This is a genomic window from Bradyrhizobium sp. USDA 4504 (assembly GCF_054063995.1).
This window is the reverse complement of sequence record NZ_JBSSGV010000001.1, coordinates 8,035,290-8,058,288: the sequence shown is the minus strand read 5'-3', so window position 1 is coordinate 8,058,288 and position 22,999 is coordinate 8,035,290. Positions and strand designations below refer to the sequence as shown.

Genomic DNA, 22,999 nt, shown 5'->3' with positions numbered 1-22,999 from the left:
ACAACACAACCAGGAGAACAACCATGCAGACACGACGACTCTCCCGTTTGATTCTCGTCCTGACGATCGCGGGCGCGGTCATGCCGGCCCATGCCCTGACGCAGGACGAACTCGTCGCAAAACTTCGCGCCGCCGGCTACGCCGAGATCAGCGAGGTCAAGTCGACGGCCGAAGGCACGACGGCGAAGGCGATGAAGAACGGCAAGCCGGTGCGGCTCGTGATCGACAGCAGCGGCCAGGTCAAGGAGCGGGACTGAGTGCCCGCGCGCGCGAAAGCCGTCAACTAATCGATGGAGTGATAATCATGATGAGAGCAATTGTGACCCTGTGCATGGCGGTGCTGGGGCCGGGCGCAACCCTGGCAGCGCCGGCCGCCCTCGATGAGCGGCAGGACGCGGCCGTTACAATGCAAGCGGCGATGGTCCACCCGCAAGCGAGCGAGACGCTGCGCGGCGTCGTCGATCGCGTCGATGAACGCAACGACACGCTGCTGATCCGGTTATCTCCGGACCGGACCGAACCGTTCAAGGTCCAGGACGGCCTGATCTTCAATGCCGTCCGCTTCGGCGATCCCGTCGAAATCGCGGTGCAGAACATCGCCGGGTTCCGCACCATTGTCGGGCTCTCGAAGCAATAGAGCCACGATCCGAAGCATCGAAAGAGGTTCAAGGGAGCAATCCAATGCGACATACGATTTCGGCGCTGATCGGCGTCGGTGCCTGCCTCTTCGCCACCGGCGGGAGCGCGCAAAAGATCGACTGGCAGGTGTTCACCGAGCCGTTCGTCTCGTCGGCACATGCGCAGGCGATCGATTGGCAGAAGGTCGACGACATGCTGGGCAGAAAGCCCGCGGTCACCGGTGACGTGCATCGCTACGGCTTTCCGCGGAGCGATCTGACGGTGACGCTCGACGGCATCACCATCAAGCCGGCGCTGGCGCTCGGCGGTTGGGTCGCCTTCAAACCCATGCACGACGACGTCATGGCGATGGGCGACCTGGTGCTGCTCGAATCCGAAATCAACCCCGTCATGCTGAAGATGATCGGCAACGGCCTGCAGATCACGGCCGTGCACAACCATTTGCTCGGCGCTAGCCCGGCCACCTTCTACATGCACGTCGCCGGTCACGGCGACCCGGTCAAGATCGCCGCCGCGATCCGGGATGGCCTCGCCGAAAGCAAGACGCCGCTCAAAGCCGCGGCGCCGGCCGCGCCGCCGCCGGCCATCGATCTCGATACTGCACAGCTCGATCAGATCATCGGCGTCAAGGGCCAGGCCAATGGCGGCGTCTATCAGTTCAACGTGCCCCGTCGCGATCCGATCACCGAACAGGGCATGGCGTTAAGCCCGGTTGGCCCGATGGGCGTCGCCATCGGCATCAACTTCCAACCGACCGGCGGCGGCAAGGCGGCGATCACCGGCGATTTCGTGCTGACAAATGACGAGGTCAACCCCGTCATCATGGCGTTGCGGACGCACGGCATCGACATCACCGCGCTGCACAGCCACATGCTGGACGAACAGCCGCGCCTGTTCTTCATGCATTTCTGGGCCAATGACGACGCCGTCAAGCTCGCCAAGGGCCTGCGTGCCGCGCTCGATAAGACGGCCACGACAAAAAGTTGACCCTGGTCTCGGAGGGATCAACGATGCGAAGCCTCACGGTCATGTCCATGTGGCGCACGCTGCTCAGAGTGCCCACGTGATGCTGCGCATTGCCGCCACGGTGCTTGCGATCGCGCTGACATCGGCTCGGCCGGCGCCGGCGGACGATGGCAAGATCGTTGTCTTTGTCTGCCTGCACGGCGTGGTGAACAGCCAGATGGCGGCGGCCTATTTCAACAAGGCTGCCCAGGAGCGCGGATCGCGGATAAGGGCGGTCTCACGCGGCATCGACCTTTATCGGTCGGTGCCGGTCAAGGTGCAGGACGGCCTTGCACTCGATGGTCTGGAGGCGGCCAACACGCCGCAACAGCTGACCATCGACGACATGGCCGCGGCAGACCAGGTGGTGGCGTTCGATCAGATCCCCGCCGAGCGGCACGGACGGGCCGACGTGACCTACTGGTCCGGCATTCCCTTGGGTATCGATGATTATGAGTCGGCCCGGGATCAGATCGTCCGGCGCATCGACGCCCTTATTCCGACGCTGGCAGCGGCAACTGAACCGGCAGGAGACAAGACGCCCCTTCAGCTCGAAACGAAGATCCTGCTCGGCGATGTCCGCGGTCGGATTGATCACCTGGCGGTCGACCTGAAGCGGCAGCGACTGTTCGTGGCCGAGTTCGGCAATGACAGCGTCGGCGTCGTCGATCTGGCTGCGCGCAGTTTGCTTCGAACCATTACCGGATTGAGCGAACCCCAAGGCGTCGGCTATGAGCCGTCGACCGACACCCTCTACGTCGCCAACGCCCGCGACGGATCGGTGCAGCTGTACGAAGCCAACGAGTACAAGGCGGCCGGGCGAATCGAACTCGGCAGCGATGCCGACAATATCCGGGTCGACGCGGCGGCCAAGCGCGTCATCGTCGGCTATGGCGATGGTGGCCTGGCAGTCGTCGACCCATCCACCCGGACCAAGGTTCGGAGCCTACCTCTTTGGGCACATCCGGAAAGCTTCCAGCTTCAGCCCGATAGTGGGCGCATCTTTGTCAATCTGCCTGACGCGCGAGCCGTCGCGGTGGTGGACGTTGCTTCCGGGAAACAACTCACCAGCTGGCCGTTGGACAAGGGCGGTAATTTCGCGATGGCCATCGATCACGAACGAAGTCGCGTTCTCCTGGCGTATCGCAACCCAGCCGAGCTTGCAGCCTTTTCGACCGACGGCAAGGCGATTGCGGCCACCGGCACTTGCGGCGATGCCGACGACCTCTTTGTAGATGCAAAGCGCGGACGCATCTATGTGAGCTGCGGCGGTGGATATGTCGACGTTTTTGAGATTGATGGAGCGGCCTATCGACTGATCGCACGCTTGCCGACAGCGACGGGCGCGCGAACGTCGCTCTTTGTGCCGGAGATGGATCGTTTGTTTGTTGCGGTCCGCGCGGGACCCGCGGGACCGGCGGCAATCTGGGTGTTCAAGCCAATGCCTTGAGATCGACTTTGTGGGGAGACGGCGCATGTGCAAACGTAGCCGGGGCTTTCGCAGCTGCTCGATGGGCCTTGCGCCGAGCTTCATGGTCGCCTTGGGACTGACTGCGTGGTCTGCCCCCGCCTCGGCCTATCGCCCCTTCGATGGCACCGATGCCGCCGTTGCCAAGAAGGGGGAGATGGAGGTCGAGCTGCAGCCGGCGGGACGTTTGCGCGACGAGAGCGGAACAAGCCTGATCGCGCCGGCCTGGGTTCTCAACTACGGTCTGAGCGAGGATTGGGAAGCTGTCTTCGAAGGCCAGGGACAAACGTCGCTTTCTCCGTCCGGCCCAACCAGCCTGACCGCAGCCGGGGCGTTCCTCAAACACGTGGTCGTACCCGGTAGTCTGCAGGACAAGACCGGTCCGAGCATTGCGACCGAATTTGGCGTTCTTCTTCCTGACAGTACCGGCAATTCGGGCGTTGGCGTAAGCTTGGCCGGCATTGTCTCGCAGCGCTGGGATTGGGGCACCATTCACTTGAATGCCGAGACCGCCATCACCCGCGACCATCATGGCGACGTGTTCGTGGGTGCCATCGTCGAGGGGCCGATGACGTGGACGGTGCGCCCCGTCGCCGAGATATTCTACGAGAACGAGTTCGGCAAAGAGGAGACGTTCTCGGGGCTGGTCGGGCTGATCTATCGTGTGCGCGACGACCTCAGCTTCGACATCGCGGTTCGGCATGCGCTCACAGGTGGCCATCCGGTGAACGAGATACGTGCGGGTTTGACCTTCGGCTTTCCGCTTTCCTTCTTCGAAGGTCACGCCATGCGCCAGGCGCAGCCAATTCCGCCTCGATAGCTACTGGCGATCCCGGCTCTCTGGATGGGCGCGCCAGTCGCGGCCGACCGTTTGATGTTCGTCGGGGGTGGATGCCTGGCCGGTGTGGTCCTTCTCGCCGCCTTGAGCCTTCCAGTCGCGCCCGATCTTGACGTCCTCGGCGCGACTGCGATCCTGCTCGCGGGTTTGCTCCGACTGCTGAGGCGGCTGGGCCTGTTGGACAGGCGTGGACTGCGCTCTTGCATCGCTTCCGGCGAATGCGAAGGTCATTGCCACTACGGAGATGAACGCAACCGATGTAGAATTTTTCATGGTGTTGTCCCTTCCTCTTGCTCTGCACTAACGCTCCGTCATCGCCTTTGTTCGGAAACAACCGGGCTTTTGGCTGCACGTGGCGGTCGGAACCGGATGCTCTGCACGCGAACCGTGACGGTCAATATTTCGGCCGGTGCGAAGTGGCCCATTTGCGCGCGTGTTCGATCGGAACGCGCTCAACGGCCGCGCGAACTTTCTGCGTTGCGGGCAGATTGTCCATGCGTTCCCGCCAGCGGCAGAATGCCGGGAATTTCGGATACATCGACTGCCCTTCGGCGGTGAGGCTGAAGGCGAACGTGCTCGGCAGCAGATAGAAATCCGCAATCGAGAGCTCGCCCCCAAGCAAAAAATCCTTGCCGTGCGCAAGCTGGCGCTCGGCCACCGCAAGCCCGGTCTCGACCTTGGGTAGCGCGTGTGCCACGACCTTCTCGTCGGGGGCAATGCCGAGCTCCGGGAAAACCAGACGCTCATGCGTCACGTGATAGATCATGTAGGGGTAGTAATAGTTGTTAACAGCGCTGATCCACTGGTTCATGTGCGCCCGCGCCTTGATGTCTTTCGGCGTCAGCGACACGCCGCCAAAGGCTTCGTCGACATAAGCGACAATCGCACTCGTCTCGTAGACGGTGAGATCGCCGTGTTTCAGAATTGGGACACGGTTGAACGGGTGCAGCGCCAGGTGATCGGGCTTGCCCATGACCGGTTCAAGGTCGTGGAATTGGTAAGCTACGTCCTTGTGCGTCAGGATCAAGCGGACGATGTTGACAAAACTGCTGCGTGGGAAACCGTAGACGATCGGATCGGACATCCGTTTTCTCCTTTCTGATTTGGTCTCAGCGCCAGAACGGCTTGGAGGCCTCGCGCAGCGCCTGCTCGCGCGTCAAGCCGAGATCGCAAAGCAGATGCGGGTCATCGGCAATCGCGCGAAGCGCGATGCGCTGAAACGGCCGGTCAAGCAAGCTCCACCATACGGGGCGCGGAGCGCCAGGCGACCTTCCTGAGCTGAATTGATGAAGTGGTGTGGCCGGGTCGGCGGCGGGCACCGGCGGGATCGACCGAGATGTATCGGTTAAAAGGACGGACACGACAGGCTCCAAATCGCTTGAAATGCTTCACTGGAGCTGTTCAATAATAGTGCGGGGCGGTTTCCCGCAAAGCATCGTTTCTCGTGCCTGCCCTAATTTTTCTCATGAAGTTGTGCGATGCGCCCACGCCTGCCGCCGCTCAATGCCCTGAAGGCCTTCGAGGCGGCCGCGCGCCATGAGAGTTTTACGCGCGCGGCCGAAGAGCTTTGCGTCACGCAGGGCGCGGTCAGCCATCAAGTGAAAGCGCTGGAAGCGGAGCTCGCGATAAAGCTGTTTAACCGCGAGCGCCAGCGCCTGATCATCACCGAGGCCGGGCGCGACTATCTCGCTGTCGTGCGCGACGCGCTCGACCGCATCGCCATCGGCACCGAGCGGCTGTTGCAGCGGCAGAATACCGGTGTGCTGACCGTATCAACGTCACCGGACTTTGCCGCGAAATGGCTCGTGCACCGGCTCGGCCACTTTGTTGAGGCGCATAGCGGCATCGACCTGCGCGTCTCCGCCACGCTGCACCACGTCGACTTCGCGCGCGAGGAAGTGGATCTCGCGGTGCGCCATGGCGACGGCAACTGGCCGGGGCTTGACGCGGTGCGGCTGAGCCCGGAGCGGCTATTTGCGGTGTGCAGCCCAAAGCTGTTGTCCGGCAAGCGACGCCTCAACAACCCCGCTGACATCCTGAAATTTCCGCTGATCCATATGGACAGTCGCGCCGACTGGAAGAACTGGCTTCAGGATGCGGGACTTGACGATGCTGCCGCCACGCATGGCCCGGTCCTCAATCGCGCCAGCATGGTGATTGATGCCGCCATCAATGGGCAAGGCATTGCGCTCGCGCGCACCACGCTGGCGGCGTGGGACCTCATCAACGGCCATCTGGCGCGGCCGTTTCCGCAGTCGCTGCCATTGTCGAAGACCTACTGGATCCTCTGCCCGAAGGCGACCGCAAGCCTGCCGAAGATCGTGACGTTTCGCGATTGGTTGCTCTCGGAGGCCGCAAGCGACCTGCGCCGGCTTAGAAAGCTCGGCGGAACCTCTCATCGATTGAAGTGAGGGCCGGCAGGCTTCCAAATACAGGGAACGGTCCTGCGGCCCTCGCGATTGTCGTGGGACGCACCACCCACCATGCATGGAGCCCGATCATTGCTGCAGCTGTACAGGTCGGCGACCTCCGATTGGCGGAGCATCGGCGCCGAAGTGCCACCCGAGGTCATCTGGATCGATCTGCTCGATCCCACGGAGGACGAAAAGCAGTTCGTCGAGCACGCGCTCGACATCCGCGTCCCGTCCGAGCGATCGTTGGGCGAGATCGAGGCGTCGAGCCGACTGATCACCGATCATGACCGGCTCTATCTGAGCTCGCCGGCGGTGCGGCTCGACGACAACAATGAAGCCGAGATCACCAATATCGGCTTCGTGATCGGCCCAAAGGTGCTGGTCACGGTGCGGTTCGCGCAGCTGACCACCTTCGACGACGTCATGAAGCGGATCGGCACCGACAAGAGCCTGCAAAACGGCATGTGCGTGTTCACCGCGCTGCTCGAGGCCATGATCGATCGCGGCGCCGACGTGCTGGAGCATCTCGGCGCCAAGACCGACAGGCTGTCGCGGGGCGTCTTCAAGGGCGGCCTGGTGCGGAGCAAGCGTCCGGTGCGCTCCAGCCGCAGGTTGCGCGAGGCGCTGGAGAACATCGGCGAGCTCGCCGATCGCCTGGCGAAGGCGCGCGACGTGCTGCTCGGCGTCGGCCGGGTCGCGGGCTTCGCCGATGACGTCGGCAATGAATGGATCACGTCGGCATCGAAGCGCCGGCTCGAGGCCGTCACCAAGGACGTCGCCTCGCTCGGCGACTACGAGACCCGGCTGTCGGACAAGATCCAGCTGCTGCTGGACGCCGTGCTCGGCTTCATCAACATCCAGCAGAACGACCTGTTCAAGATCCTGACCATCGTGTCGGTGGTCGGCGTTCCCCCGACCATCCTGGTCGGGGTCTGGGGTATGAATTTCAAGGAAATGCCGGAGCTGAGCTGGACCTTCGGCTATCCCTTGGCCTGGGCCGCGATCATCGCCAGCGGCATCCTGCCGGTGCTCTGGTTCAAGCGGCACGGCTGGTTCGATTAAAACAAGCGAAGTTGAAACGCCGCCGCGTTATCCGCGTTGAGAACCTGCCTGCGCGTCTATAAATCTGAAGCTGCCCCACCCGCCCCTGTGGCGCGGTCATCCCCCACCGAAGAGTTCAGCCTATGCGCCCCCACATCATCTGCCACATGGGCACGTCGATCGACGGCCGGCTTCATCCCAGCCGCTTCACCAAGGCCGCCGCCGGCATCCCGGCCGACGTGCTGCGCGGCCACTACGAACGGATCCATGACGGCTTCGATGCCGATGGATGGATCATCGGCCGCGTCACCATGAACGAGATGGCCAAGGGAGCCGAGCGGCATATCGCCAACCCACTGAGGCTGCCGCGCGAGGCGCATCTCGGCAACCGCAACGGCCGCAAGCTTGCTGTCGGCATCGATCCGTCGGGCCGCGTGCATTTCGGCAAGGACAATGTCGGCGGCGATCACGCCGTCGCGGTGCTCGGCGAACAGGTATCCGATGCGCATCTCGCCGAACTGCGCGAGGACGGTGCGTCCTACATCTTTGCAGGCACCAAGGGCGACGATCTGCCGGGCGCGATGGCGCAGCTGGCGTCGCTGTTCGGCGCCAGGACGCTGCTGCTCGAAGGCGGCGGCGGGATCAACGGCGCCTTCCTCAAGCATGGGCTGATCGACGAATTCAGCACATTGATCTTTCCGGCGGTCGACGGCGTCGCCGGCTCGCAAAGCATCGTCGACTATCACGGCCCCGACGGCGACCGCCCCGGCGCCGGACAATCGCTCCGGCTCACTCATTGCGAGACACTGGAAGGCGGCATGGTCTGGCTGCGTCACGCGGTGGAGCGCGCGCCGGATTAAGCGCGCCTATGGCTTGGGATTCTCCACCCAGCCGGTCCGGCATGCAGCAACGAAAAACGCGACGCCGCGCGCGACATGGGCGTCGATCTCGGGATCGAGCGCCTTCAGGTCGACCTCAAACAGCGCCCGGAGCAGCATCGGCACCGCGATGATGTCGAGGAACATCCGCGCCGTGGTCGGCAGGTGTTCGGGCGCGAAGGCCGGCAGCTTGCCGAGCTGGTCGGATTGCGTCAGGTCGCGCAGCAGGTGAATGCCGAGCTCGGTGCTGAGCGCGCGCGCCCTGCGGTTGACGTTGGCGGCGAGATCCGGGAAGCGGTGCGCTTCCGCGATGGCGAGCCGCATCAGGCCGATCCGGTCGGCATCGAAGCCCCAATGCAACAGGGTCGAGGCAACGCTGGTGAGGCGCTCCTCGATGGTCGCGCCGACCGGCGGATCGGCCTTGAACTCGGCGATGCGTGCTAGGATGTCCCGCGTCACCACTTCCGTGAACAGCGCCCGCTTGTCGCGGAAGCGCGCATAAATCGTCCGCTTGCCGGAGCGCGCGACTTCCGCGATCTCGTCGATGCTCGCGCCCTCGAACCCGCGCTGCAGGAAGACCTGGCGCGCGGCATCGAGAATCCGCGCATCAACCTCGCCGGCGAGTTCCTTCGGCGGCCGGCCGGCGCGCACCTCGACCGGCCTGGTTTTCGGTACGCGCGGCTTCTTCAGGGTGCTGGTGGTCATCGCATCGACCCGGGTTCGATGGGCCGGTCAGGCCGGCAATATTAGGCAATATAGCCTTATCACATCTGGTTGTAAATAGAACGATACAGTTCCGTTTCTATTGACGGCGCACCGCGGCGGGACTATTTGCCGCATAGAACGGAACGGTTCCGTTCCTTTTGCGAAGGCCTTGCAGACCTCGCCTGACAGCAGGAGCCGCCATCATGTTTGAAGACACTGTTTTGGAGCGCGACCAACCGGGGCATGAGGGTATCGAGGGGGCGTCCTCGGCTCCGGCCTCCCATGAGCCTGACCTGCCCGCGGTCACCGCGCGGGCTCCGGCGCAGGAGCATCCCGCGGGCAAGCAGCCCGCCCCGCCGGCAACAATCCCGCCCGAGGTCATCGGCAAGACAACACGGCGCAGCTTTCTCCGCCGCCGTCCGGTCGTCTCCGCGATCGGCGCCGTGCTGCTCGCCGCAGCGATCGGCGGCGGCTATCTCTACATGGACTACAGCGCGCATTTCGAATCCACCGACGACGCCTTCATCGCCGCGCGGCAGTCGGCGCTGGCGCCGAAGGTCTCCGGCTACATCACCGCCGTCCCGGTCACCGACAACCAGCATGTCGCGGCCGGCGACGTGATCGCCCGGCTCGACGACCGCGACTATCGCGTCGCGCTGGCGCAGGCCGAGGCGCAGGTCGCTGCCGCGCGCGCCAGCATCGAGAATGTCGATGCGCAGCTCGACGTGCAGCAGGCGCAGATTGCTGCCAACCAGGCGCAGGTCGACCAGGCGCAGGCGGCGCTGGTGTTCGCCCAGCAGCAGGCGACGCGCTACCAGCATCTGGAGCAATCCGGCTACGGCACCGTGCAGAATTCCGAGCAGTTCACCTCGCAGCTGCATCAGCAGCAGGCTGCGCTGTTGAGCGCGCAGGCGACGCTCAACCTCGCGCAGCGCCAGGTCGAGTCGCTGAAGGCGCAGCGCAAGAGCGCGGTCGCCAACCTCGCCCAGGCCGAGGCGCAACGCGACCAGGCCAAGCTCAATCTGTCCTATACGACGGTCACCGCCGCCCAGCCGGGCCGCGTCGTCAGCCTGTCGGCCGCGGTCGGCCAGTTCGCGCAGGCCGGCACCAACCTCACGATGTTCGTGCCCGACCAGACCTGGGTCACCGCGAACTTCAAGGAGATCCAGCTCGACAAGATGCGGCCGGGCGAGAAGGTGACGATGAAGATCGACGCCTATCCCGGACGCACCATCCAGGGCCATGTCGAGAGCGTGCAGCCGGGCTCCGGCACCGCATTCTCGCTGCTGCCGGCGCAGAACGCCACCGGCAACTACGTCAAGATCGTGCAGCGTGTGCCGGTGAAGATCGTGATGGACAACCCGCCGGCCGACGTCGCGCTCGGCCCGGGCATGTCCGTGGTGCCGACGGTGCGGATCAATCCCGCGCCGTCCCTGTTCGAGCGCCTTGAGAAGTCGAGCCTCGGGAGGCTGTGATGAGTGTCGCCGCCGTCGATGCCAAAGGCATTCCGGCTCCGAGCGTCACCGTCAATCCCTGGCTGATCGCCATCGTGGTCGCGCTCGCGAGCTTCATGGAGGTGCTCGACACCACCATCGCCAACGTCGCGCTGCCCTATATCGCCGGCGGCATGGGCGTGAGCGAGGACGAGGCCTCCTGGGTGGTCACCACCTATCTGGTGTCCAACGCCATCATCCTGACCGCCTCCGGCTTTCTCGCCCGCACGCTCGGGCGCAAGACCTTCTTCCTGATCTGCCTCGGCATCTTCACGGTCAGCTCGATCCTGTGCGGTTTTGCACCCAATCTGAACGCGCTGCTGCTGTTCCGTATCCTGCAGGGTCTCGGCGGCGGCGGCATGGTGCCGGTTGCGCAATCGATTCTCGCCGACACCTTCCCGCCGGCCAAGCGCGGGCAGGCGTTCGCGGTGTTCGGCATTGCCGTCGTGGTGGCGCCGGTGGTCGGGCCGACGCTCGGCGGCTGGCTGTCCGACAACCTCTCCTGGCACTGGTGCTTCCTGATCAACGCGCCGGTCGGTGTGTTCGCGATCGCGCTGATCGCGGCCGTGCTGCAGGAGCCCGCGACCGCGAAAGCCAAGGGAGCGCGGCCCCAGGACAACAGGTTCGACTTCATCGGCTTCGCGCTGGTCGCGACCTTCCTCGGCGCGCTCGAGGTGGTGCTCGATCGCGGCCTCGAGGACGACTGGTTCGCCTCGCCCTTCATCATCACCTTTGCAGTGTTCTGCGCTGCGGCGTTCGTACTGATGATCCCGTGGGAGATGACCCGGCGCAATCCGGTGATCGACCTGCGCATGGTCGCAACCCGGCAGTTCGGCGCCTGCTTCCTGGTGATGCTGGCGACCGGCGCCATCCTGCTCGCGACCACGCAATTCTTGCCGCAGCTGGTGCAGCAGGATTTCGGCTACACCGCGACCTGGGCCGGCCTCGTGCTCTCGCCCGGCGGCGTCGTCACCATGATGATGATGTTCGCGGTCGGCCGGCTCGCCACCAGGGTGCAGCCGAAATACCTGATCGTTGCCGGCGCGCTGGTGATCGCCGCCTCGATGTACAGCATGACCAACGTCTACGGCGATCTCGGCTTCTGGTTCATGGCGCGCTCACGCATGCTGATCGGCGTCGGCCTGCCACTGATCTTCGTGCCGATCATGGCGGCGTCCTATGACGGCATTCCCGCTGGGAAGACCGACCAGGCCTCCGCGCTGATCAACGCGGCGCGCAACACCGGCGGCTCGATCGGCGTCTCGATCGTGTCCAACGTGCTGACGCATCGCCAGCAATTCCACCAGAGCCGGCTGGTCGAGCAGGTGACGCCGTCGAGCCCGCAATACCAGGACACGCTGCACCAGGTCACCGACTTCTTCGTCGCCCAGGGCAGTTCGCTGGCGCAGGCGCACAGTCAGGCGATCCAGTGGATCGGACAGCAGGTGCAGACCCAGGCCTCGTTCCTGTCCTACATGGATGCGTTCTGGGTCCTGATGCTTATCTCGCTGTCGGCGATCCCGCTGGCGCTGACCTTGCGCAAGGTCAAGCTCGGCGGCCCCGCCCCCATGGGTCATTGATCCCGGCTCGGGCATGGATGCGTTACGGCAGAATGCAAGCGTGGCGCGGCCGCGCTATCGACCGGACAGGTTCGCGCGCCACGCGCGGGCCTTCGCCGTCGTCTCCTCGACGAAGCGCGTTTTGCCGTTGCGATAGGCCGCGATGTCCTCTCTTGAGGAGGCAGCAAGGGCCTGCTTGATCTCGGCGTAGGCATGGGACACCTCGGCGTGCGCGCGAAGATAGTCGCGAAACACCAGCAGCGTTTCCCAGCGCGGATTGGATGGCTCCATCAGATGCAGATGATGGGTCCACGGCCCCGGAGGGCCCTTGCGGAAGAACAACTCGCCGGGCAGCCACGCCGCGTATTCCGGTATGTAGTGGTAGCCGAGCGCCTCGATCGGCTCGATGCAGCATTCCCGCGCCTCCGCGAGGCCGGGGACACCGACCATCAGGTCGATGATCGGCTTCGACGGCAAGCCCTCAACCGCGGTGCTGCCGACATGCTCGATGGCCAGGGCCAGCGAGCCGAGCGCGTGCTCGATCCTCGCGCGCTCCGTCTCGAACATGGCTGGCCAGTTGGGGTCATAGTCCAGGACAACGATTGGCCCGGCGCCGTATTTCTCCATGGCACACCCTGATTGCTTGCCGCGAAGTCCCCTTCGCGGGTCAATCAAACCATGATGCGACTAGGTTCGACCAGAGGCGCGGCGCCGGTGGCCGCGCCACCACAGGCCGAAGGCGATCGTGACCGCAGCGGCCAGCGAGAACCAGGTGATGGCGTACTGCATGTGGTCGTCCTTGAGCCGCACCTTGAGCGGTCCGGGCTTCGGCGTGCCGCTGTCGGGCACCGGCGCCTCGAGGTCGATATAGAACGGCGCGACCTGTCCCCAGCCGAGCGCTTGCGCCATCGCGCGATGGTCGCGCACGAACCACAGCCGCTTCGAGATATCTTCCTTCGGCGTCAGCCGGCCCGGTGGCTCGGGAAAGCGGATATAGCCCGTGAGCTCAACCGGCGCGCCGGTGACGAGGCGGCCGACCACGCGATCCTCGAAGGCGCGATCCTGCATCGTGTTCTGGACAAAGCCGGTGTTGATCACGACTGTCTCGCCGCTGGCGAGCGTCGCCGGCAGCAACGCCCACGTGCCGGGACCCGAAATGTCGTCGCGCACGGCGGAGCCGGAGCTGAACACCATCGCGTCAGGCTGCTTCGCATAGGTCGCGGTCAGGGTCACGCGGCGGAATTCATCCTTGGCGGAGGTCAGCGTCGGCCATGCCGACGGCGGCGGCAGCGCCTCGGTCGGCGCGGCCAGCCGCGCCTCGAGCGCTGCGATCAGCGCGTGCTTCTCGACCCGGCGCTGCAATTGCCAGAAACCGAGGGCGATAAATACCGCGATCAGGATCAACGTGAAAATGCCGAAGCCGGCCGCGCTCGGCCGGCGCGTCGTCACATCATTCATTTCGGGTCGCGCTCGATCAATTGGCCTTCGGCGGCCTTGTGGTGGAATTGCAGCGCGATCAGAAGTGCCTTCATCGATCGTAGCGGCAGGATCGTGGTGACCAGGATCAACGGCAGCCACAGCGCGGCATGCACCCAGAACGGCGGCTGGTACTTCACCTCGACGATCAGCGCCGCCGCGACCACGATCGCGCCGGCCAGCATGATGACGAAAATCGCCGGCCCGTCGCCGGAATCGATGAAGGCGAAGTCGAGGCCGCAGGCCTGGCAGCGCGGCGCCAGCGTCAGGAAGCCGGAATAGAGCTTGCCCTTGCCGCAGCGCGGGCAGCGGCAGGCGATGCCGCGCAGTGCGCTCTCAGTGACGGTCGGCGGGGTATCGGTCATTTGGCTCCTTCCCCTCTCCCCTTGTGGGAGAGGGTGGCGAAATCGAGCGGAGCGAGATGTAGCCGGGTGAGGGGTCTGTCTCCGCGGATGGAGACCCCTCATCCGGCGCGGATTACATCCGCGCCACCTTCTCCCACAAGGGCAGAAGGGAAACAAAAAGGGGCGGCCATTCGGCCGCCCCTTTTTAGCACGTCGGCCGGCAATTAGTGTGCGCCGTGGGCCATCGTCTCGGCGCCATGGCCCCAGACGTAGATGCAGATGAACAGGAACAGCCAGACCACGTCGACGAAGTGCCAGTACCAGGCGGCAAACTCGAAGCCGAGGTGCTGCTTCGGCGTGAAGTGGCCGGCGTAGGCGCGGATCAGGCAGACCAGCAGGAAGATGGTGCCGACCAGCACGTGGAAGCCGTGGAACCCGGTCGCCATGAAGAAGGTCGCGCCATAGACGTTGCCGCCGAACGAGAACGTCGCATGGGCGTACTCATAGGCCTGCACGCAGGTGAAGAGAGCGCCGAGGATAACGGTAAGGATCAGGCCCTGCTTGAGGCCCTGGCGGTCGTTCTCGAGCAGCGCATGGTGCGCCCAGGTGACGGTGGTGCCGGAGGTCAGGAGCAGCAGCGTGTTGAGCAGCGGCAGATGCCAGGGATCGAAGGTCTCGATGCCGTGCGGCGGCCAGGTACCGGGAACGGAGCAGGCGCCCATCGCCGTGCCGGCGCCGCAGCCGAACACCGCATCGCGGGTGGCATGCACCGCGTCAGCCGGGAACAGCGCCGCATTGAAGAAGGCCCAGAACCAGGCGACGAAGAACATCACCTCGGAGGCGATGAACAGGATCATGCCGTAGCGGTGGCTGATCTGCACCACGCGGGTGTGGTCGCCCTTGTACTGGGCTTCCTTGATCACGTCGCCCCACCAGCTCGCCATCGTGTAGAGCACGCCGATGGTGCCGACGCCGAACACGATCGGGGCGGCGGAGAACATGTGGTGCATCCAGCCGATCGCGCCGAACGCCATGATGAAGGCCGAGATCGAGCCGACCACCGGCCATGGGCTCGGGTCGACGAGATGATAGTCGTGATGCTTGACTTGCGCCTCAGCCATTGCCGTCTCTCCATTCGCGTGCCGCAAGGCACGTCTTAAATCTTAAATTCCGAAACTAGCCGCCCTTGCGCTGTTCCGCCTCGCCCGCCGCCACGGGCTTCGGCGCGGCGTCGCGCACGGGGAAGAAGGTGTAGGACAGGGTGATCGTCTTCAGCGTGTCGTTCTCGCTGTCCTTGGCCAGCGCCGGATCGACATAGAACACCACGGCCATCTCGCGCTTTTCGCCCGGCGCCATGGTCTGTTCGGTGAAGCAGAAGCAGTTGATCTTCTGGAAATAGGCGCCGACCGTCAACGGCGCGACATTGTAGGACGCCTGGCCGGTGGTGGTGCGCGCCGACTGGTTGGTGACAGTGTAGTAGACCGTGACCACCTGGCCGATCTTGACGTCGATCGTGTTCTGCTCCGGCTCGAACTTCCAGGGCAGGCCCGGCGCGACGTTGGAATCGAAGCTGACCGAAATAGTGCGCTCGAGCGGCGCATCCGAAGGCACCGAGGTCGCGACCTGGGTGGTGCCGTTGAAGCCGGTGGTGCGGCAGAACCAGTTGTAGAACGGCACGGCTGCGTAGGACGCGCCGACCATCAGCACCACGACGAAGCCGCAGATCGAGGCAACCACGGCGTCGCGCGTCAGCGTGCGGCGCGTGACCTTGGCGCCCTCACCCTGCTGCGGTCCCTGGTTGGCCATCTCACTCACAGCGGCCGCACCAGCACGGCCGGCCCCTTGACGAGGGTGACGGCGAAGAACAGCACGACCAGGATGCCGAGCGCGAGCGCGATGGCGATCGAGCGCTGGCGGCGGCTCTTGAGCTGCGCCTCGGTGAGGACGATGCCTTCTGGTTCGCGTTTCTCGTCCATTGATATCCCATGCGCCCCCATCTCGCCCCCCGGCTCCCTATCCGATGAAGACAGGCGCAATCGCGCGGACCACGACCTCGGCGAGGAGGACGGCAAACAGCGCGAACAGATAGAGGATCGAGAAGGCAAACAGCCGGCGCGTGGCGCGGTTGGCAGCCGTACCCTCGCGGCGGCGATAGACTTCGATGGCCAGCCACAGCATGCCGGCGCCGAGCACCAGCGAGGTGACGCCGTAGATCGCGTCGAAATAGCCGAGCGGCCACGGCGCCAGCGCGATCGCGACCAGCACGATGGTGTAGAGCAGAATCTGCAGCCGGGTCGCGTCGGGACCGGCGACGACCGGCAGCATCGGGATGCCGGCGCGGGCATAGTCGTCGCTGCGGAACAGCGCCAGCGCCCAGAAGTGCGGCGGAGTCCAGAAGAAGATGATCAGGAACAGGAGGATCGGCTCGACCGAGAGCGATCCGGTCGCGGCGGCCCAAGCCACCACCGGTGGCAAGGCACCGGCGGCGCCGCCGATCACGATGTTCTGCGCGGTCCAGCGCTTCAGCCACATCGTGTAGACCACGGCATAGAAGAAGATGGTGAAGGCAAGCAGCGCACCCGCCACCCAGTTGACCAGAATGCCGAGTGTCATCACCGAGAAGAAGGCGAGCGTGATGCCGAACGCGGCCGCCTCGGTCTGCGTGATGCGGCCGCGCGGAATCGGCCGGTTGGCGGTGCGCGTCATCAGCGCGTCGACGTCGCCCTCATAGGCCATGTTGAGCGCGCCGGAGGCGCCGGCGCCAACCGCGATGCACAGGATCGAGGTGAATGCCAGCACCGGATGCACGTGCACCGGCGCGATCATCAGCCCGACCAGCGCGGTGAAGATCACCAGCGACATCACGCGCGGCTTCAACAGCGCGATGTAGTCGCCCACTTCGGCCTCGGAGATCCGGGGCAGCTCGATGGCGTTGTGATCGACAACCGACAAGATCAGGTCTCGCTTCTCTCAAAAGGCGCGGCGCACCCTTAAAGTGCGCCGCGTTGTCGTGGACTTACTGCACGCGGGGCAGCACTTCGAACTGGTGGAATGGCGGCGGCGAGGTCAGCGTCCACTCCAGCGTGGTCGCACCGGCGCCCCACGGATTGTTCGCGGCCTGCTCCTTGCGGACGAAGGCATCGATCACGCCGTAGATGAAGATCAGGACGCCGATGCCGGAGATGTACGAGCCCCAGGAGGAGATCAGGTTCCAGCCGGCGAACGCATCCGGATAGTCGACATAACGGCGCGGCATGCCCGACAGGCCGAGGAAGTGCTGCGGGAAGAACACCAGGTTGACGCCGACGAAGGTAAACCAGAAGTGCGCCTTGGCGATCCGCTCCGAGTACATGTAGCCGAACATCTTCGGGAACCAGTAGTACCAGCCGGCGAAGATGCCGAACACGGCGCCGAGCGACAGCACGTAGTGGAAGTGCGCCACCACGTAGTAGGTGTCCTGCAGCACGCGGTCGACGCCGGCATTGGCCAGCACGACGCCGGTGACGCCGCCGACGGTGAACAGGAAGATGAAGCCGATCGCCCAGATCATCGGCGCCTTGAACTCGATCGAGCCGCCCCACATCGTGGCGATCCACGAGAAGATCTTCACGCCGGTCGGCACCGCGATCACCATCGTGGCGGCGACGAAATAGGCCTGCGTCGCCGAGGACATGCCGACGGTGTACATGTGGTGCGCCCACACCACGAAGCCGATGCCGCCGATCGCCACCATGGCGTAGGCCATGCCGAGATAGCCGAACACGGGCTTGCGCGAGAAGGTGGAGACGATCTGGCTGATCATGCCGAAGGCGGGCAGGATCAGGATGTACACTTCGGGGTGACCGAAGAACCAGAACAGATGCTGGAACAGCACCGGGTCGCCGCCGCCGTCAGCCGCAAAGAAGGTGGTGCCGAAATTGCGGTCGGTCAGCAGCATGGTGATCGCACCGGCGAGCACCGGCAGCGACAGCAGCAGCAGGAACACGGTGACCAGGATCGACCACACGAACAGCGGCATCTTGTGCAGGGTCATGCCCGGCGCGCGCATGTTGAAGATCGTGGTGATGAAGTTGATGGCGCCGAGGATCGACGAGGCACCCGCGAGATGGAGCGAGAGAATCGCGAAATCGACCGCCGGTCCCGGATGGCCCGAGGTCGACAGTGGCGCATACATGGTCCAGCCCGCGCCGACGCCTTTGGCGCCCGGCTCACCCTCGACGAAGGTGGACATCACCAGCAGCGCGAACGAGGCCGGCAGCAGCCAGAACGAGATGTTGTTCATGCGCGGGAACGCCATGTCCGGCGCGCCGATCATCAGTGGCACCATCCAGTTGCCGAAGCCGCCGATCATCGCCGGCATGACCATGAAGAAGATCATGATCAGGCCGTGCGAGGTCACGAACACGTTATAGGTGTGCGTCTCGTGGAATATCTGGACGCCCGGATACATCAACTCGGCACGGATCGCGATCGACATCGCCGCGCCGATGATGCCCGCGATCACCGCAAAGATCAGGTACATCGTACCGATGTCCTTGTGGTTCGTGGAGTAGAGATAACGCCGCCATCCGGTCGGATGGTGGGCGTGATCGTCATGGGCGTGATCGTCGTGTGTCGCTGCGCCTGTCGCCATGTTCAAAATCCTGCCTTGCAGTCCCTCTTGGACCTTGCGGTCCCGTCGCCCTTATTCCATCCGCGCCGTAAGCCGTGAGGCTTACTGCGCCGCCTGACCAGCCGAGGCGTAGGAATTCGCCGGGTTGGTCGCAAACTTTTTCTTCGCGCCTTCGACCCAGGTCGCGAATTCCTGGTCGCTCACGACCCTGACCGCGATCGGCATGAAGGCATGGTCCTTGCCGCACAGTTCCGAGCACTGGCCGTAGAACACGCCGGTCTTGGTGGCCTTGAACCAGCTCTCGTTGAGGCGGCCGGGGATCGAGTCGATCTTCACGCCGAAGGCCGGCACCGCGAAGGAGTGGATCACGTCGGCGCCGGTGGTCTGGATCCGCACCACCTTGTTGACCGGGACCACCATCTCGTTGTCGACGCCGAGCAGGCGCGGCTGCTTGTCCTTGTCGAGCAGCGAGTCGAACTCGAACTTGCCGTTATCCGGATAGGCGTAGGACCAGTACCACTGCTTGCCGGTGACCTTCACCGTGAGATCCGGCTTCGGCACGTCGAGCTCCAGGAACAGCAGGCGGAACGACGGCACCGCGATGCCGACCAGGATCAGCACCGGGATCAGCGTCCAGGCCACCTCGATCAGCGTGTTGTGGGTGGTCCTGGAGGGGACCGGGTTGGCCCTGGCGTTGAACTTCACCACCACGATGATGAGCAACGCGAGCACGAACAGCGTGATCAGGGTGATCAGTACCAGCAGGAAATTGTGAAACCAGATGATGTTTTCCATCACCGGGGTCACGCCTTCCTGCAGCGTGTGCTCCCACGGCGCCGGCTGCCCCATTTCGGCGAAGGCCGATCCCGCGGCGACAGACGCCACACCCGCCACCGCCAACCCCAGCAATTGCCTGCCCAACCGGCCAATCGACATCTTCATGCCGCTCGCGCTCCCTTGCATTATTCCCCAAAGCACCCCCGGCATGTGGCCGAAAATGCAGCACGATCCGCCCTGACAAATGGCCTTCCGGACATACCCGTCTCTGAGTCAAGGTGGGTACGGGAGCCAGATCGCTAGAACGCGTCGAAATCCAGCCTCTCAAACCATAATTCTCCGGCGCTCGCAATGCAGTAGTGGGGCCGAAAGCCATGCGCCTGCGATGAAGCTGCCGCTTGCGATTTTTCCCGCAAAATCAAGCGAAAGCACTTGGACCAATTGTCCATGCCGCTTGACAGGGGGATTACCGGATGTACCCACAGACAGGGCAGCGCACAGGAACCTGATTCGCTGCGGGCTGCCCCAATCCGGCGCGAGAATGGCTTCACGATCGCCTTCAAGGCGCCGTCATTGCGGTATCAGTCGACGCCTGAGCATGATCCGGAAGAGTGGAAACCGGTTTTCCGAAAGATCATGCTCAAACAAGAAGATGAGATCATGATTCGCTTCCGGGAAGCGCATCGTGGCGCGCGTGCTACCGGCGGACGGCCGGACCGACCGAACATCTATAAGGATCGACCCGGATGGGCGCTTCGAACATTCGTTTGACGATGGCCAGCCGGCTCGGCGGCCTCGCGATTCTGGCCCTCTGCCTCGGCCTTTCTCTTGGCCTTTCTCTTGGCCTGACCCAGCCGGCGAACGCGCAAGGCGCGGTGCGCTCGGTCCACGGCGACTGGCAGATCCGCTGCGACACTCCGCCCGGCGCCCAGGCCGAGCAATGCGCGCTGATCCAGAGCGTGGTAGCGGAAGACCGCTCCAATGCCGGCCTGACCGTGATCGTGCTGAAGACCGCCGACCAGAAGAGCCGCCTGATGCGCGTGGTCGCGCCGCTCGGCGTGCTGCTGCCCTCCGGCCTCGGCCTCAAGCTCGACAATCAGGACGTCGGCCGCGCCGGTTTCGTGAGATGCCTGCCCAATGGCTGCGTCGCCGAGGTCGTGATGGACGACAAGCTGCTCGGCCAGCTCAAGAACGCCAAGACCGCGACCTTCATCATCTTCGAGACGCCCGAGGAAGGGATTGGCTTTCCGCTCAGCCTGAATGGCCTGGCGGAGGGGTATGACAAATTGCCCTAGCGGCGCCGAGCGGCACAGGAAAGCGTAGCCCGGATGGAGCGCAGCGCAATCCGGGGCCGCCATCATCGCGGATTGACCAGTCCCGGATTGCGCTGCGCTTCATCCGGGCTACGCCATCTCAACGGACGCCGGCGTAATAGTCGAACAACGCGATCGCCTCCGTGGACAGCCAGTCCGCCTCACCCGTCATGTAGCCTTCGACCTGCCCGGTGATGCCGATCAAAAATGAGATCGGCATGCCGTAGAGCGCGAACGGCGTATCGACCTCGGCGGCGTCGACGCGCGAGACGAGACCACCGGGATCGAAGCCGATCGCGAGGTGGCGCAGCTTGAGCTGCTTGACGTAGGGCGCGACCGGCGCGCGGTTGCGATCGGTGCTGATAGCGACGACCACGAGATCGCGACGGCCGCTGGCGGCAAGGCGGTCCAGCATCGGCAGCTCGGTCCGGCACGCCGCGCACCAGGTGGCCCAGAAGTTCACCAGCACCATCTTGCCTTTGAACGCCGTGAGATCGAGCGCGCCGCCGGCGAGCGCCGGGATCGCGACCGGCGGCACCGGGCGGGCGCCTTCGACCTGCGTGAACTGATGCCGGATGGTGCCGAATTGCGGCGGTCCCGACGCTGCGCGCGCAGCTCCGGTGGGCATTGCGAGCGAGGCGCCGGCGCCAATCATGCCGGCAACGACCGCGCGGCGCGTCGGTGCGTGAGCTGACGTCATGACAAGTTCTCCGCTTGGCTTGATGGCCACATCGCTCAGGACCGGATGTAGGACCAGCCAGCTTCCTGCAATTCGATGATGCGCCCGGGCCCGTTCGGCACCAGGTCGACATGATCGAGCAGCACCAGCGGATGTCCCTCGGCGCGCTCCATGCCGAGCTTGGTGGCTTCGCAGACAACCAAGCGGATGTCGGGCGTGAGCCCCCGCACCACCCGCAGCAGATCCTTCACCGGCGAGGTATCGGCGCGCAGCATGTGGACGCCAGCATTGTAGGCGACGACCTCGATCTCGAACGGCTCGTTGCGCTCCCGATAATATTTCGGGAGGTTGAGCGCGGTCGAGATCAGCGCCCGCATCGAGGTCGGGTCGTCGCTGTTGATCGGCAGCACAACTTGGTGCACGCGCGGCTCGGGCTTCTTCGGCTCGGGCTTCGAGACCGCCGCGACCGAACCGGTGAGCAGCATTGTCGCGGCGAACGGCACCGCGAAGGCCAGCACCAGCCCGGTCACGACCGTCAGCGTGCGGCGAGAGATGCGCATCGCGCTCGCCTCACGGCGCGCTCGCGAGCAGGGCGAACTGGCTACGCTTGGCGTAGGCGACGATCACACTCAATGTCAGCAGCACGAGGGGGGGCACCGGCGAGCCGCCGATCACGAACAGATGCGTGATGGTGGCGCCGACCATGATGCAGCTCAGCAGCACGCCGCCGAACGCCGCGACCGGGGGCAGCAGGATCAGGACCGCGCCGAGCAGCTCCAGCGATCCGGTGAAATAGCGGAACCACTGACCGAGCCCAATATGCTCGAATTCCTCGACCAGCATAGGCACACCGTAGAGCTTGGCGGCGCCAGCGGCGGCAAAGGCCAAAGCGAGCAGTCCCCTGACGACCCAGAGGCTGACGGATTTCCAGCGCGACGGCGCCGCGGCAACTGCAACTGACATTGATGACTCCCGAGTTGTTCGTAAGGCCGGACCGCGGCCACCCGACCGATCGGCGGCTGGCCCGCGGCTTTCGGTGGTCTAAATTCGGGAGTAAGATGAAAAGAACAAGTAGGATGCTTTTTGTGAGGTAGTATGAAAAAACTGACTATTGAGCCCGCCGAGCCTCCGGTGGCGTCCGAGCCGTGCAACGGCGACCTGTCCGCGCAATTTCATCGCGCGCTGTCGGTGCTGGCCGGGAAATGGAAGGGCGACATCCTCTGGCAATTGGTCGAGCGCAAGCGGCGATTCGGCGAGCTGCGCCAGTCGATCCCCGGCGTAACCCAGCACATGCTGACCACGCAGCTGCGCGATCTCGAGGCCAACGGTCTCGTCAAGCGCACGGTCTATCCCGAGGTGCCGCCTCGGGTTGAGTACGAGATGACGCCGTCCGCCAAGGCGCTCAAGCCGGTGTTCGACGAGCTGTACCGGTGGGCGCAGGAGCATGGCTTTCCGACCTCGGCACAAGGCACCGCGCAGCCGAAGCCGCAATCGGCCGATGCAGCCGAGCGCGAAAGCCAGCCGCGGAAGGCGGATCGGCGCTCAAGGTGATGACGACAAGGTGACGAGCCCGACGGGGCACTGTGATCGACCGCATAGCCGCAGGCACTCCCGGTTTGCCACCCCAACCACTATCTTTGATGATCGCCGTCCGGGCCTGAACCGGGACCGGTACAGGTTTCCGGGTTGTAAGATGAGTTTTCCGCTCGTCTCTGCTTCAATCCCCCGAAATCCTTGGCTTCCGGGTTCCCCACTGGC

The 22,999-nt window shown here is 64.5% G+C and carries 29 protein-coding genes; 13 read left to right on the top strand and 16 right to left on the bottom strand.

From position 1 onward, the window contains the following. Positions 1-23: 23 nt before the first annotated feature. From ACVMB1_RS37750 to ACVMB1_RS37730, 5 genes are all read left to right on the top strand, one after another. Complete coding sequence (locus ACVMB1_RS37750) at positions 24-257, top strand: hypothetical protein (RefSeq protein WP_057016095.1); 234 nt, start codon at positions 24-26, stop codon at positions 255-257. 74 nt (positions 258-331) lie between these two features. Beyond that, complete coding sequence (locus tag ACVMB1_RS37745; protein ID WP_057016094.1) at positions 332-637, top strand: hypothetical protein; 306 nt, start codon at positions 332-334, stop codon at positions 635-637. Between the two features lie 44 nt (positions 638-681). Beyond that, positions 682-1,626: a DUF1259 domain-containing protein gene (locus tag ACVMB1_RS37740; RefSeq protein WP_076832321.1), complete on the top strand. Its 945-nt coding sequence runs from the start codon at positions 682-684 to the stop codon at positions 1,624-1,626. Between the two features lie 79 nt (positions 1,627-1,705). After that, positions 1,706-3,094, top strand: coding sequence for an arsenate reductase/protein-tyrosine-phosphatase family protein (locus ACVMB1_RS37735; RefSeq protein WP_076832324.1), 1,389 nt, complete (start codon positions 1,706-1,708; stop codon positions 3,092-3,094). A gap of 25 nt (positions 3,095-3,119) precedes the next feature. After that, complete coding sequence (locus tag ACVMB1_RS37730) at positions 3,120-3,932, top strand: hypothetical protein (protein ID WP_244558946.1); 813 nt, start codon at positions 3,120-3,122, stop codon at positions 3,930-3,932. On the opposite strand, the gene ACVMB1_RS37725 is transcribed toward ACVMB1_RS37730, so the two are convergent. From ACVMB1_RS37725 to ACVMB1_RS37715, 3 genes are all read right to left on the bottom strand, one after another. Beyond that, a complete protein-coding gene (locus tag ACVMB1_RS37725; RefSeq protein ID WP_076832327.1) occupies positions 3,933-4,223 on the bottom strand; it encodes a hypothetical protein in 291 nt (96 codons plus the stop codon). 121 nt (positions 4,224-4,344) lie between these two features. Further along, positions 4,345-5,034, bottom strand: a complete 690-nt coding sequence (locus tag ACVMB1_RS37720; protein ID WP_076832330.1) for a glutathione S-transferase family protein — start codon at positions 5,032-5,034, stop codon at positions 4,345-4,347. 25 nt (positions 5,035-5,059) lie between these two features. Beyond that, on the bottom strand, positions 5,060-5,185 hold the full coding sequence (locus ACVMB1_RS37715) for a DUF1127 domain-containing protein (RefSeq protein WP_256521239.1): 126 nt from the start codon (positions 5,183-5,185) through the stop codon (positions 5,060-5,062). Positions 5,186-5,428: 243 nt separating this feature from the next. Between ACVMB1_RS37715 and ACVMB1_RS37710 the strand changes: the two genes are divergently transcribed. The 3 genes from ACVMB1_RS37710 to ACVMB1_RS37700 all read left to right on the top strand — a co-directional run bounded on the left by ACVMB1_RS37710 (position 5,429) and on the right by ACVMB1_RS37700 (position 8,265). Further along, on the top strand, positions 5,429-6,361 hold the full coding sequence (locus ACVMB1_RS37710) for a transcriptional regulator GcvA (RefSeq protein WP_076832333.1): 933 nt from the start codon (positions 5,429-5,431) through the stop codon (positions 6,359-6,361). A gap of 90 nt (positions 6,362-6,451) precedes the next feature. Beyond that, positions 6,452-7,426 (top strand): magnesium transporter CorA family protein, encoded by a 975-nt coding sequence (locus tag ACVMB1_RS37705; protein ID WP_076832335.1) that lies wholly within the window; start codon positions 6,452-6,454, stop codon positions 7,424-7,426. A 122-nt stretch (positions 7,427-7,548) separates the two neighbouring features. Next, positions 7,549-8,265, top strand: a complete 717-nt coding sequence (locus tag ACVMB1_RS37700) for a dihydrofolate reductase family protein (protein WP_063790063.1) — start codon at positions 7,549-7,551, stop codon at positions 8,263-8,265. 6 nt (positions 8,266-8,271) lie between these two features. Here the strand turns inward: ACVMB1_RS37700 and ACVMB1_RS37695 are convergent, their stop codons facing one another. After that, positions 8,272-8,988, bottom strand: coding sequence for a TetR/AcrR family transcriptional regulator (locus ACVMB1_RS37695; protein ID WP_076832338.1), 717 nt, complete (start codon positions 8,986-8,988; stop codon positions 8,272-8,274). Between the two features lie 203 nt (positions 8,989-9,191). On the opposite strand from ACVMB1_RS37695, the gene ACVMB1_RS37690 reads away from it, so the two are divergent. Together ACVMB1_RS37690 and ACVMB1_RS37685 are read left to right on the top strand one after the other, a co-directional pair. Next, positions 9,192-10,463: an HlyD family secretion protein gene (locus ACVMB1_RS37690; protein WP_371852174.1), complete on the top strand. Its 1,272-nt coding sequence runs from the start codon at positions 9,192-9,194 to the stop codon at positions 10,461-10,463. Next, positions 10,463-12,061 carry a DHA2 family efflux MFS transporter permease subunit gene (locus tag ACVMB1_RS37685; RefSeq protein ID WP_076832341.1) on the top strand — a complete coding sequence of 533 codons (1,599 nt, stop codon included), beginning with the start codon at positions 10,463-10,465 and terminating at the stop codon, positions 12,059-12,061. Before ACVMB1_RS37690 ends, ACVMB1_RS37685 begins: the two co-directional genes overlap by 1 nt. A gap of 54 nt (positions 12,062-12,115) precedes the next feature. Here ACVMB1_RS37685 and ACVMB1_RS37680 read toward each other — a convergent pair whose 3' ends face one another. The 9 genes from ACVMB1_RS37680 to coxB form a co-directional block, all read right to left on the bottom strand. Beyond that, a complete protein-coding gene (locus tag ACVMB1_RS37680) occupies positions 12,116-12,667 on the bottom strand; it encodes a GrpB family protein (protein ID WP_076832343.1) in 552 nt (183 codons plus the stop codon). A gap of 60 nt (positions 12,668-12,727) precedes the next feature. After that, on the bottom strand, positions 12,728-13,498 hold the full coding sequence (locus ACVMB1_RS37675; RefSeq protein WP_076832346.1) for an SURF1 family protein: 771 nt from the start codon (positions 13,496-13,498) through the stop codon (positions 12,728-12,730). Next, positions 13,495-13,881 carry a DUF983 domain-containing protein gene (locus ACVMB1_RS37670; protein ID WP_026191934.1) on the bottom strand — a complete coding sequence of 129 codons (387 nt, stop codon included), beginning with the start codon at positions 13,879-13,881 and terminating at the stop codon, positions 13,495-13,497. Before ACVMB1_RS37670 ends, ACVMB1_RS37675 begins: the two co-directional genes overlap by 4 nt. Positions 13,882-14,084: 203 nt before the next feature. Continuing rightward, a complete protein-coding gene (locus tag ACVMB1_RS37665; RefSeq protein WP_057016083.1) occupies positions 14,085-14,981 on the bottom strand; it encodes a cytochrome c oxidase subunit 3 in 897 nt (298 codons plus the stop codon). A gap of 55 nt (positions 14,982-15,036) precedes the next feature. Then, positions 15,037-15,666: a cytochrome c oxidase assembly protein gene (locus tag ACVMB1_RS37660; RefSeq protein WP_076832349.1), complete on the bottom strand. Its 630-nt coding sequence runs from the start codon at positions 15,664-15,666 to the stop codon at positions 15,037-15,039. 5 nt (positions 15,667-15,671) lie between these two features. Continuing rightward, positions 15,672-15,836 (bottom strand): hypothetical protein, encoded by a 165-nt coding sequence (locus ACVMB1_RS37655; RefSeq protein ID WP_028334632.1) that lies wholly within the window; start codon positions 15,834-15,836, stop codon positions 15,672-15,674. A 37-nt stretch (positions 15,837-15,873) separates the two neighbouring features. Beyond that, entirely contained in the window at positions 15,874-16,812 is a 939-nt protein-coding gene (locus ACVMB1_RS37650; protein ID WP_028334631.1) for a heme o synthase, read from the bottom strand. Positions 16,813-16,876: 64 nt separating this feature from the next. Next, positions 16,877-18,493, bottom strand: coding sequence for a cytochrome c oxidase subunit I (ctaD, locus tag ACVMB1_RS37645; RefSeq protein WP_456849709.1), 1,617 nt, complete (start codon positions 18,491-18,493; stop codon positions 16,877-16,879). Positions 18,494-18,574: 81 nt separating this feature from the next. Next, positions 18,575-19,414, bottom strand: coding sequence for a cytochrome c oxidase subunit II (coxB, locus tag ACVMB1_RS37640; RefSeq protein ID WP_026191935.1), 840 nt, complete (start codon positions 19,412-19,414; stop codon positions 18,575-18,577). A gap of 282 nt (positions 19,415-19,696) precedes the next feature. On the opposite strand from coxB, the gene ACVMB1_RS37635 reads away from it, so the two are divergent. Together ACVMB1_RS37635 and ACVMB1_RS37630 are read left to right on the top strand one after the other, a co-directional pair. Continuing rightward, the gene (locus ACVMB1_RS37635) at positions 19,697-20,020 is read left to right on the top strand and encodes a hypothetical protein (RefSeq protein WP_141341606.1); all 324 of its coding nucleotides are present in this window, start codon (positions 19,697-19,699) and stop codon (positions 20,018-20,020) included. Then, positions 19,996-20,544 (top strand): invasion associated locus B family protein, encoded by a 549-nt coding sequence (locus ACVMB1_RS37630; RefSeq protein ID WP_076832351.1) that lies wholly within the window; start codon positions 19,996-19,998, stop codon positions 20,542-20,544. The genes ACVMB1_RS37635 and ACVMB1_RS37630 overlap by 25 nt, the downstream gene beginning before the upstream one ends. Before the next feature lie 118 nt (positions 20,545-20,662). On the opposite strand, the gene ACVMB1_RS37625 is transcribed toward ACVMB1_RS37630, so the two are convergent. From ACVMB1_RS37625 to ACVMB1_RS37615, 3 genes are read right to left on the bottom strand one after another with little or no spacing between them, the layout of a single operon-like run. Then, complete coding sequence (locus ACVMB1_RS37625) at positions 20,663-21,262, bottom strand: TlpA family protein disulfide reductase (RefSeq protein ID WP_210262973.1); 600 nt, start codon at positions 21,260-21,262, stop codon at positions 20,663-20,665. A gap of 35 nt (positions 21,263-21,297) precedes the next feature. Beyond that, the gene (locus tag ACVMB1_RS37620) at positions 21,298-21,801 is read right to left on the bottom strand and encodes a DsrE family protein (RefSeq protein ID WP_076832355.1); all 504 of its coding nucleotides are present in this window, start codon (positions 21,799-21,801) and stop codon (positions 21,298-21,300) included. Between the two features lie 10 nt (positions 21,802-21,811). Then, complete coding sequence (locus tag ACVMB1_RS37615) at positions 21,812-22,204, bottom strand: DoxX family protein (RefSeq protein WP_076832358.1); 393 nt, start codon at positions 22,202-22,204, stop codon at positions 21,812-21,814. Between the two features lie 132 nt (positions 22,205-22,336). On the opposite strand from ACVMB1_RS37615, the gene ACVMB1_RS37610 reads away from it, so the two are divergent. Further along, positions 22,337-22,792, top strand: a complete 456-nt coding sequence (locus ACVMB1_RS37610) for a winged helix-turn-helix transcriptional regulator (protein ID WP_083715159.1) — start codon at positions 22,337-22,339, stop codon at positions 22,790-22,792. The last annotated feature ends 207 nt before the right edge of the window (positions 22,793-22,999 follow it).